Origin of the sequence: Hyphomonas sp., from assembly GCF_040882205.1 — a bacterium.
Classification (GTDB): Bacteria; Pseudomonadota; Alphaproteobacteria; order Caulobacterales; family Hyphomonadaceae; genus Hyphomonas.
The window spans coordinates 1-9,501 of sequence record NZ_JBBEBT010000369.1 but is presented as its reverse complement, the minus strand read 5'-3'; the positions used below and the strand labels follow the sequence as shown (position 1 = coordinate 9,501).

The following is a 9,501-nucleotide window of genomic DNA, read 5'->3' as shown; positions in this document are numbered from 1 at the left end:
CCAGCCCGCGCGGTGGGTCACGCCGATCTGTCGGACCAGGCTTTCAGGGGCCTTGCTGACGATTTGAAGCCAGCCAGCTTCCAGTTCGACTGCGATCTGATCAGGTGAAAGGATGGTCAGGCAATCCGTTTCGATCAGGATCTGTCGAATGGTCATGACTGAGCCGCATTGGACGCGAACGCGCGGCGCGGGAAGATTCTGGTTCTGGAACATTTCCTCCCAGCGGTCGCGCAAGGGAACGCCGCGCGGCGGTACGCACCACTCGTATGCTGCGAGCAGGGCTAGGTCGGGTTCCTCAGAACAGGAAGCCAGAAAATGACCGGCGCGCGCAACAATAACGGGTTGGTCATCAAACAGGGAAAACTGCACAAGATCCTGCCCCGGCGGCGGATCGCGCAGGGCGCCGATCAAGATGTCGAGTTCCCCGTCGCGCAAGGGTTCGACAAGTTCGAAATGGCTGCCTTCGGCAACGAGGAGCTCGGTTGCAGGATGGCGTTTCTGGAAAGCGACAATTGCTGCTGGTAGGACGCGCGCACGGCACAAGGGCATCGCGCCGACGGCGATGCGGCCTCGCGCCTGTCCGCTCAGCGAGTTGATCTCGTCTATCGCCGCTGATAGTTCTGCACCAGCGAGGTTGAAGCGTCGGGCTGCAGCCTCGCCCTGTCGGGTCAGCACGATGCCGCGTCCGCGGCGTTCAACCAGCGTCTGCGCCAGCGCAAGTTCGAGGTCCGATACGGCTCGGTGGAGCGAGGCACGCGCCAGCCCGGTTGCGTTGCTCGCCCCAGCATAGCTGCCACATTTCGCCAATGCCGTGAACGCGCGCACCTGCGCATGCGAGACACGATTGGACCGGATCAGGCCAATTGCACGCATCGCCCTTGGGTAGAGAATGTCAGCCGCCTGTGTCGGCCGCATGCCGCCGCTATGACGGTCAAATAGGGTTGCCCCGATCTGGATTTCAAGGCGCGCAAGTCCCTGAGTGACAGCCGGCTGAGTGACATGCACAGCCCGAGCGGCTGCAAGCAATGTACCCAACTCGTAAATTTTTGCGAACGCTCGCAAATGCCGAATGTTCAGACCGTCTATGTGCATGACACAATCGTTAGCACAAGCTTATGCCCAAGGCGAAGTCCGTATTCGACCCGAAGAGGCTTCTCGTCCTAAGGGTTTATGTCGTGCAGATTTCGGAGGCGGGTATGAGCAATGTAGTAGTTCAGGACGTTAGTCGCGCAGACCCAACTGTTATTGACGGTCTGGCGGCGTGCGGCGTTGCGACTGTCCATGAAGCGCAGGGACGCCGTGGTCTGCTCGCCAGTCATGTTCGTCCGATCTATCCGGGTGCCCGTATTGCGGGGTCAGCAGTGACGATCTCGGCGCCGCCGGGCGACAACTGGATGATCCACGTCGCCATAGAACAACTTAAGGCGGGAGACATCCTGGTTCTCGCGCCGACCAGTCCTTGCGAGGACGGCTATTTCGGCGACCTGCTGGCGACCTCTGCCGAAGCTCGCGGCTGCTGCGGTTTGGTCATCGATGCCGGGGTGCGTGATGTCAGAGACCTCACCAGGATGAGGTTTCCCGTGTGGTCGAAAGCCATCTTTGCCCAAGGCACGGTAAAGAATACGCTGGGCTCGGTGAATGTGCCCGTGATTTGCGCCGGGGCACTTATCGAGCCGGGCGATGTTATCGTCGCCGACGATGACGGCGTCTGCGTCGTGCGTCGCGAGGAAGCTTCTGATATTCTTCGCGAGGCGCGGGCGCGTGAAGCGAAGGAAGATGTCAAACGACAGCGCCTTGCTCAGGGCGAGCTAGGACTCGATATCTATGACATGCGCGCCAGGCTCGCGGCGATGGGCTTGAAGTATGTCTGACCGGCCTGCAAGCCGGGAAACGCTCGGCGCTGAATCAGGTATCCGCTGCATGTGGATGCGCGGGGGCACCTCCAAGGGTGGTTTTTTTCTTGCCGACGAGTTGCCTGACTCCGAAGCCGAACGAAACGCTCTCTTGCTCCGCATCATGGGTTCGCCCGATGTGCGCCAGATCGATGGAATGGGGGGGGCAGATCCGCTGACCAGCAAGGTGGCAGTAGAGAAGGCTTCGTCGCGGCCTGGGGTTGCCGATGAGTACCTTTTTCTTCAGGTTTTTGTCGACGAGGCCATCGTTACCGACGCCCAAAACTGCGGCAACCTGCTCGCAGGCGTCGGCCCGTTTGCCATTGAGCGCGGCCTCGTTACACCAACAGAAGACGAAACCCGTGTCCGCATCCTGATGAAGAATTCTAATCAGATCGCTATCGCTACGGTTCAGACCCCTGGCGGATGCGTGACCTATACGGGAGACGCGCGGATCGACGGTGTTCCGGGTTGCCACGCGCCGGTTCCGCTCGAATTTTGTGACACGTCAGGCTCGACCTGCGGAGCACTTCTGCCCACCGGAAATCGTATCGATGTTATCGATGGCGTGGAGTGTACGCTGATTGATAATGGTATGCCATGCGTCGTGCTACGCGCTAAAGATGTGGGCGTCACAGGTTACGAGGACCGCGACGCGCTTGACGCCAACGTCTCTCTGAAGGCGCGTATGGAAGCCATTCGCCTTAAAGCCGGTCCGATGATGACACTCGGGAATGTCGCCAAGCAATCTGTCCCCAAATTGATGTTGGTGGCGCCCCCAAGGCAAGGTGGAACAATCTGTGTACGCAGCTTCATACCGCACCGCGCCCATGCCTCGATCGGCGTTCTGGGTGCCGTTACTGTCGCCACAGCTTGTCTTGTTGCGGGATCCCCTGCTGCGGTCCTTGCAATCATCCCAGCCGGCTTGCGTAAAACACTGTCGATTGAGCATCCCACCGGGGAGATGAGCTGCGTGCTTGATACGGACGAAACGGGCGCCGTGGTCTCGGCCGCGCTCCTAAGGACTGCACGCAAGCTGATGGACGGAAAGGTCTTCCCATGAGAAGAATCCGGAGTTGGCACCACGCGCCATCGGCGCCGCGCTTCAAGCCACCGCCGGGAGCAGTCGATGCACATTGTCACGTCTTCGGCCCGAAAGCCCAGTTCCCATTCAGCCCGAAGGCCAAATACCACCCTGAAGATGCGGGCCCGGATGACCTTTTCGCATTGCGCGACCAACTCGGCTTTACTCGCAACGTGATTGTACAGGCAAGCTGCCACGGCACAGACAATCGGGCCACACTCCATGCGATTGCGAAATCACAGGGCAGGGCGCGAGGTATTGCTGTCGTTGATCCTGATATCACTGACGCAGATCTCGACGAGCTGAATGCTGCCGGCATTCGAGGAATAAGATTCAATTTTCTCAAACGCCTCGTCGATGACGCGCCTAAGGACCAGTTCCTTGTGCTCGCAGAGCGAGTTAGGCGACTTGATTGGCATGTCGTGATCTATTTCGAAGCCGAATTACTCAGCGAACTCACGCCTTTTATGGAGGCCATACAAACAGTCATCGTGATAGATCACATGGGCCGACCCGACGTCAGCGAAGGTCCGGATGGACCGGATATGCGGGCGTTCCGGGATTTCCTTGGCAATCATCCTAATGTCTGGACCAAGGTCAGCTGTGCCGAACGCCTTTCGAAACAGGGACCGCCCTTCAACGACTTCGTTGCCGCGGTTTCGCCGTTGGTAGAGGCATTCCCCGACAGGGTTTTGTGGGGTAGCGACTGGCCGCATCCCAACATGCAGGATGCGATCCCGGACGACGGTGCGCTCGTCGATCTAATCCCGCGCATAGCACCCACACCCGGATTGCAGCGCAAGCTGCTCATCGACAATCCGATGCGGCTTTACTGGCCGGCGGAGGGTCTGCCCTCACAATGAAATCTGTCGATTATCCAAAGGCGCCCAATACCCATGGTTGCCCAACCCTCGCTTCGGGCACGGAAGATGTTAAGCGTTACGGAACCCCGGATTCTTTACACTTCGGACTGGGCGTATAGAGAAATTTGCTTTTTGTTTACATAACAAGACCCATCCGAACACCCTTTCCGCCTATAGGCTGCCAGAACTGCCTCCGCCGGTCGAGATCGTGTCCCTCAGTGTGGTGCAACTGACGGTTAGCGAAGTCGCCCGCGCAGCGCTTGTCTCGAGAGCTGGCGGCGCGGGCGACTTTGCGGGTGGTCATCGGTGATTTCCGGTAGGGTTTGGTTGCGACACCGACCCACAACTGGAGACACACGGATTTCGGGGGGGCGAAGCGTATGCGGTTTTTTGCTTTCTACGTGAGCGTTCTGGCCGCGATCGATATCAAGATTGCCAGGGGCATACCAGCTCCAGTCCGGATACTTGAAAATCCGCGAGGTTACGCGTTGCGAGCTGTCCCCCGTTGACCTTCGTGATCGCAGCGATCATGCCATCCGGCGCAGACATCATCCGGCCCTGCCGGGATGCGTCTCCCATGATATCACCATAAGCGAGCGCCGCCGCTTCTGTCAGACCAAAGATCCGGTCGCTGAAGCGGTTTCGCCAACTGGCGAGGCCGTCAGACAGGCGATCGGCACGTTCATCTGGCCTGATCTTGGCGATGCCGAACGCGATTTCGGCAATGGTGACCGTTGGCAGGGCGAGTTCTGAGTCATGCCGGACGAGCCAGGCGAGTACAGCCGGGGAGGGGGACTTTCGCAATGTTTCCGACACGACGTTGGTATCGAGGAAGATCAAAGTGTGATGCCAATATGATGGCGACGCCCCTCGGCAATAACGGCTTCGAGGTCGATGTCCGTGCCATGATCATTCGGTAGCCGCGCGTAGAACGACTGCGCCGACTCGCGGCCTGAATTCTGGACCTCATAGGCTTCGAGCGCCCGCTCGACGATGTCGGCAATAGATCGCCGCTCGCGCTGCGCCAGCCGGTGGGCCAGGTCGCGCGCCTTGGCACTTCGTACGGAAAGTTGCGGTTGAGCCATAATTGCCTCCATCGAGCAGTTCTTAGCACCCAGAGGCTCTGCCATCAAGCCATCTTGTGCCATCTGGATGGCACGACGACGCTTCGATGCTTGTTCAAGCTTCAGATTAAGCCGTTGTAGTAAAAAGAATTATTTCCATCCTTTTTTGATCGGTGCGCCTTCCCGCACCCGATAGAGCCCCTGATTTCCTTGCGGATTTCGGGGGCTTTTCTTTTTGTCGGCTACTGGTCTCGCGGGCCGGGTCAGACCTGTGTCAGAAGATTTCCAGATAACGTCTCTCCCCACCGAGCTGGATGTTCCTGGCGCCGGTCACGCAAGGCGTAACGGAGCGCCGCTGGCGGGCGAGGTCCCGCCGAACGGCCGATCGTCCCGGACATAGGTCCAGACACGGCCGGTATCGGTCTGGGCTGGCTCCGCTGGCCCCGTCCGATCAGAAGGATCGGGGCGTGCTTCCCCCTGGTCGCCGCAGACGCGTATTGCGCTCGCCTTAGCTGTCTGGAAAATCTTTTTTCAAGGGACTGAAGAAGGCTGGTCGCTCAGTTATCTGGCTGGGCGACAGCGACGCGTCGCGGGGACATGCGTTCAAGCGCCTGAGCAAGCTGTACCTCCATCCCGGTCTGGGTCAGACCGATCAGAATGAGCGCGCGGCCCGCCTCTTCGGTATGAATGATGACCTGCCCGATCGTCAGAGGCTCGAAGCCGAAAGCAAGGAAGTCATTACGCACCTTCTCCCCTTCGGCTTTCGGCAGGAACCTGGGACTGAGGCTGACGCCGGCCGAGATGTCGATCGACTGACCAAGACGTTCGGTCGCTGCCTTAAGTGAAACGGTGTCCCGGAAGGCAATAATCATGCTGAACCCGTCCGGCCCGATCAGGACCAGCCGGCCGTCAGATGTGGGGTGTTCGCGCCACCCCTGCGGAATGGTCAGGACCGGCGGGACATAAATATCCCCAGGCAAGGACGAAAATCCCGCCCGGCCTGCATCCAGCCGTTCGCCAGCTGCTGCCTGCGGCAGGGCAACGCCGGCCGGACCGACGAAGAATACAGCTACAAGGCATGCTGAACCAAGGCAGAAGGCTTTTGGCATCAGGCAGTTTCCTCCTGGCCTGCTATTGGGCGGGTTAAACGAACTGATCGGCCAGCAAGAACCGGGCCACCCCCCTCAGTCCGGGAAAGGACCGGCGGATCTGTCAAGCTGCAAGAGACCCTGGCCTGGCTCCCAGCGCGCCGCGTCAGTCACGGTGCCCGAGGATAGCGCCCGTTGCGATCAGGTCAGAGAGCAGGGAAAGGGTCGCCTGGCCCGAGGAGGAAAACGGATCGAGTTCTGCGCGCTTGAAGTATTTCAGCAGCATCGCCGGATTGAGCTTGCTGATGTTGACCTGAGCCATGGTCCAGTTGCCAAACTGTCGCTCCGAGATCTCCTCATAAATCAGGACGCGGACCTGCTGGTGGCGATCATCGCGCACGATCGCGTTGAACAGGTCGCAGACTTCGTCGCGGCCGCCCTCGATGACCTGGATGAACAGGTCCTGTGATACGCACAGGAGCCCGGTGATGCCAAGCGCCGGATTATTCTTGCGCGACTGTTCGAGAATGTTGTCCACGAACGCTCCGCTGAGCGGCTCGAGGGGGCGGCTGGCATAGAGGCAGCGGACGAGCATGGTTGGCCTACTTCTTATTGTTCAGCAGGGCGAGGAATTCGCCGCGCAGGATGTGATCCTTGAGGAATGATCCCCGCATCACGCTGTTTATCATCTTCGTCTCATCATCTTTCACGCCGCGCCAGTGCATGCAGAAGTGATCTGCTTCCATAACCACGGCAAGGCCGTCCGGGCGGACCTTGTTCATCAGCACTTCGGCCATCTGCGTGATCGCCTCTTCCTGGATCTGCGGGCGGGACATGACCCATTCTGCAAGGCGCGAGTACTTCGACAGGCCGATCAGGTTGGAGTGCTCGTTGGGCATGATCCCGATCCATAACCGTCCCATGATCGGGCAGAAGTGATGGCTGCAGGCGCTGCGCACCTTGATGGGGCCAACAATCATCAACTCGTTGAGCGATGACGCGTTCGGGAACTCGGTGACCGCCGGCGCCTCGACATACCTGCCACTGAAAACTTCGGTCAGATACATCTTGGCAACGCGGCGCGCGGTGTCTTGTGTGTTGTGATCACTTTCAGTGTCGATCACCAGGCTTTCCAGGACGCCTTTGAACTTGCCCTCCACTTCTGCGAGCAACGCATCGAGTTCGCCTGCCTCCAGGAAGGCAGCGATGTTATCATTGGCATGAAATCGCTTCCTGGCGCGCTGGATACGCGCGCGGATCCTCGCAGACACAGGCTCCTGCGGCGAGGATTTGGGCGTCTTCGGATTATCGTCCATGCTGGTCGTGGCTCGCTGGCTTGGTTGGAAACCCGGGGGGGGCAGGCTGGCCTTTCCCGGCCATCCTGTCGGACGGCCGGACACATACCTCTGAACTGTATCGGTGGCCGGGCGAATCAAGGTCCCGCATACGCGGGATCGTCTGCGCCAGCTTACTAGGGCAGAAACCGCACCGAGGCATCGAAACCGTCCTGCCTCACAAGCTCGCAGTCATGGTTAAGGTCGAGCCGGGGACAGTAGAGCCTGAACCGGACCGGGACGACGATCTTGTGGCGGAACCTGATCCGGGCGCTGGTTTCTGATACATCCAGGCATACCCCGTCGGCGCTGCCATTGGGCGACCAGGTCAATCGGCAGGGCGCCCAGATTTTCCTGCGTGACGACTTGCGCCTCTCGCTGTTTCCCGAAGCCTGGGCCGCTTCGGCGGACAGGGGCTGCGAACTGCCTAGCGCCCGCTTGATCTGTGACTTTTTGATCTTTGGATGCTTCTTTTCAAACATGCTGTCCTGCTCCAGCGCGTTGCAGTCTGCGGGTTGCCGGGCACGTGCCATCCGCGACATTGCCGGGGGAGGCATACTGATCTCTTCAAACAAGCAACCCCGAAAAAGATAAGATTTCCGTAAGTCAAACTGCCCCGGGCTTCAAGCGATGCTTTTTCGCGCCAGGCTGGCGAGCTCAGGTTAACGGCGGGAACGGGGCGCCTTATCGGCTTTGCAGATCCGGATAGCTTTAGGCAAACACTTCATTAACAGGGCTTCGCTAGCAAAAAGTACCGATCTGTTTGCGATGCAGGCTCCTCATGCGTTTCACTTTGATGTTTCCGGCCGTTGCATTGCTGGCCATGTCCGCCGGCGCTGATGGCAAGGTCAGTTTGCTGACTGCAAGCCCTGAAATAGCGCCCCTGGCGGCCTGGGCCGAAGTATCGGGGCAGCCAGCGGTAAGCGGGCATGAGGCCTGGCGTTATCGTCACGGCGCCACCTACCAGATCCTGAGGCTAACCGATCCTTTTGCCTGTGAGGCGGCATGCGCCACTGAGGCAATCTGTCAGGCCTGGTCATTCGTTGAGACCGATGGATCGGCAGAGCCGCGATGCGAACTGAAGCGCGCCGCGGGCAGACAGGAGGAGAACCGCCTTGCAACTTCCGGCGTCCAGCCGGAACGCCGGTCACCGAAAGTCAGCGCTCCACCGGCGCCGGAGCTGGCAGACCCCCTTGCTGACCTTGCGTCCGCAGTCCGGTCCGGAGATGCCGAAGCCGGATTCCGGCTGGCAAAAATTTATGAAGCCGGCGACGGGACGGCCCGGGACCTTGAAAAGGCGCGGTACTGGGCAGGTGAGGCCGCGCGCCTCGGACACCGCCGCTCGATGCACGACCTGGCCGTCTACATGATAGAGGGTGAAGGCGGTGAAACCGACATGAAGGGTGCGGCCGAGTGGTTCACGAAGGCGGCCCTCGAAGGAGAGGTCGATAGCCAGTTCAACCTTGCCCTGCTGCTGCTGTCCCGGGCGGATCAGGATTCCGAGGCGCTTGGCGTTGCGCTCTACTGGCTGCTGATCGCCGCTGGGAACGGTGATACTGCGGCGGCGGAAAAATCCGGAGAAGTCGCTGTACTGCTGCCCGAAGACCTGGTCGCCCGCGTCAGGGCAGAAGCTTCCGCTTTCCAAGCCAGGGACTTTTGACCAGGAAGCGCTGGGCGCCGGCGCCGCGTTTGGTCTGAAAAAGGCCCCTCTCCGGAGAACCGCGGCGGCGCTAGCGCGCACGCGCAGGTCAGGCAAAGCTTCCGGCCCCGCGTCTGTTTGGTGCGCAGGGCGCCTGATGTTTGCGTGAGCCTGTGACAGCGCGACCTTTGCTGCCTTGCCGGACAAGCGAAAAAGGCCACGCCGGAGGGCGGGGCCTTTCCTTAAAGTCACCTGATCGGGCAGGCTTCAGTTGACGGGAAGGTTGTTGATCGACACCGAGTTGCCGATCGCGGCAGCTGTGGCCGTGACCGAACCTGTCACATCACCAAGCACGATGTTCGAGAATGCATTTGTCTCGGCGCCGTTCATCTGCGTCGTGTTGACATTGAGGCGGGCCGAGGCGGGAAGCGTTGTCACACTGAGCGTGTTGGAGATGGCTGCGGTCGTTGAGGAGACATCACCGGCAATATCATTCAACGTGAGGTTGGTGACGGCGGTCGGATCATAATTGGTGAA

Annotated in this window: 11 protein-coding genes and 1 pseudogene; 4 read left to right on the top strand and 8 right to left on the bottom strand. The window is 59.9% G+C overall.

Going from position 1 to position 9,501, the window contains the following annotated elements:
- On the bottom strand, nt 1-1,092 hold a 1,092-nt coding region (locus WEA77_RS16225; protein WP_368068910.1), incomplete at its 3' end, for a LysR family transcriptional regulator.
- Nucleotides 1,093-1,196: 104 nt separating this feature from the next.
- On the opposite strand from WEA77_RS16225, the gene WEA77_RS16220 reads away from it, so the two are divergent.
- Genes WEA77_RS16220 through WEA77_RS16210 form a run of 3 tightly spaced genes read left to right on the top strand, consistent with a single transcriptional unit; the run spans nt 1,197 to nt 3,839 of the window.
- A complete protein-coding gene (locus WEA77_RS16220) occupies nt 1,197-1,871 on the top strand; it encodes a 4-carboxy-4-hydroxy-2-oxoadipate aldolase/oxaloacetate decarboxylase (RefSeq protein WP_368068911.1) in 675 nt (224 codons plus the stop codon).
- Complete coding sequence (locus tag WEA77_RS16215) at nt 1,864-2,955, top strand: 4-oxalomesaconate tautomerase (protein ID WP_368068909.1); 1,092 nt, start codon at nt 1,864-1,866, stop codon at nt 2,953-2,955. Before WEA77_RS16220 ends, WEA77_RS16215 begins: the two co-directional genes overlap by 8 nt.
- The gene (locus WEA77_RS16210; protein ID WP_368068908.1) at nt 2,952-3,839 is read left to right on the top strand and encodes an amidohydrolase family protein; all 888 of its coding nucleotides are present in this window, start codon (nt 2,952-2,954) and stop codon (nt 3,837-3,839) included. Before WEA77_RS16215 ends, WEA77_RS16210 begins: the two co-directional genes overlap by 4 nt.
- A 426-nt stretch (nt 3,840-4,265) precedes the next feature.
- Here WEA77_RS16210 and WEA77_RS16205 read toward each other — a convergent pair whose 3' ends face one another.
- From WEA77_RS16205 to WEA77_RS16180, 6 genes are all read right to left on the bottom strand, one after another.
- On the bottom strand, nt 4,266-4,679 hold the full coding sequence (locus tag WEA77_RS16205; RefSeq protein WP_368068907.1) for a type II toxin-antitoxin system VapC family toxin: 414 nt from the start codon (nt 4,677-4,679) through the stop codon (nt 4,266-4,268).
- Nucleotides 4,676-4,924: a plasmid stabilization protein gene (locus tag WEA77_RS16200; protein WP_368068906.1), complete on the bottom strand. Its 249-nt coding sequence runs from the start codon at nt 4,922-4,924 to the stop codon at nt 4,676-4,678. The genes WEA77_RS16205 and WEA77_RS16200 overlap by 4 nt, the downstream gene beginning before the upstream one ends.
- 536 nt (nt 4,925-5,460) lie before the next feature.
- The gene (locus tag WEA77_RS16195) at nt 5,461-6,012 is read right to left on the bottom strand and encodes a hypothetical protein (protein ID WP_368068905.1); all 552 of its coding nucleotides are present in this window, start codon (nt 6,010-6,012) and stop codon (nt 5,461-5,463) included.
- Nucleotides 6,013-6,157: 145 nt separating this feature from the next.
- On the bottom strand, nt 6,158-6,586 hold the full coding sequence (locus WEA77_RS16190; RefSeq protein WP_368068904.1) for a BLUF domain-containing protein: 429 nt from the start codon (nt 6,584-6,586) through the stop codon (nt 6,158-6,160).
- A 7-nt stretch (nt 6,587-6,593) separates the two neighbouring features.
- Nucleotides 6,594-7,307, bottom strand: a complete 714-nt coding sequence (gene folE / locus WEA77_RS16185; protein ID WP_368068903.1) for a GTP cyclohydrolase I — start codon at nt 7,305-7,307, stop codon at nt 6,594-6,596.
- 155 nt (nt 7,308-7,462) lie between these two features.
- Complete coding sequence (locus tag WEA77_RS16180) at nt 7,463-7,900, bottom strand: PilZ domain-containing protein (RefSeq protein ID WP_368068902.1); 438 nt, start codon at nt 7,898-7,900, stop codon at nt 7,463-7,465.
- Between the two features lie 206 nt (nt 7,901-8,106).
- Between WEA77_RS16180 and WEA77_RS16175 the strand changes: the two genes are divergently transcribed.
- Nucleotides 8,107-8,985: a tetratricopeptide repeat protein gene (locus tag WEA77_RS16175; RefSeq protein WP_368068901.1), complete on the top strand. Its 879-nt coding sequence runs from the start codon at nt 8,107-8,109 to the stop codon at nt 8,983-8,985.
- A 246-nt stretch (nt 8,986-9,231) separates the two neighbouring features.
- Here the strand turns inward: WEA77_RS16175 and WEA77_RS16170 are convergent.
- Nucleotides 9,232-9,501 (bottom strand): annotated as a pseudogene (locus WEA77_RS16170) (hypothetical protein); the annotation flags it as partial.

Excerpts from the sequence above, each read along its gene's own strand:
- WEA77_RS16220 (WP_368068911.1), top strand. The coding sequence starts at position 1,197 with ATGAGCAATGTAGTAGTTCAGGACGTTAGTCGCGCAGACCCAACTGTT.
- WEA77_RS16215 (WP_368068909.1), top strand. The coding sequence starts at position 1,864 with ATGTCTGACCGGCCTGCAAGCCGGGAAACGCTCGGCGCTGAATCAGGT.
- WEA77_RS16210 (WP_368068908.1), top strand. The coding sequence starts at position 2,952 with ATGAGAAGAATCCGGAGTTGGCACCACGCGCCATCGGCGCCGCGCTTC.
- WEA77_RS16200 (WP_368068906.1), bottom strand. The coding sequence starts at position 4,924 with ATGGCTCAACCGCAACTTTCCGTACGAAGTGCCAAGGCGCGCGACCTG.
- WEA77_RS16195 (WP_368068905.1), bottom strand. The coding sequence starts at position 6,012 with ATGCCAAAAGCCTTCTGCCTTGGTTCAGCATGCCTTGTAGCTGTATTC.
- WEA77_RS16190 (WP_368068904.1), bottom strand. The coding sequence starts at position 6,586 with ATGCTCGTCCGCTGCCTCTATGCCAGCCGCCCCCTCGAGCCGCTCAGC.
- folE (WP_368068903.1), bottom strand. The coding sequence starts at position 7,307 with ATGGACGATAATCCGAAGACGCCCAAATCCTCGCCGCAGGAGCCTGTG.
- WEA77_RS16175 (WP_368068901.1), top strand. The coding sequence starts at position 8,107 with ATGCGTTTCACTTTGATGTTTCCGGCCGTTGCATTGCTGGCCATGTCC.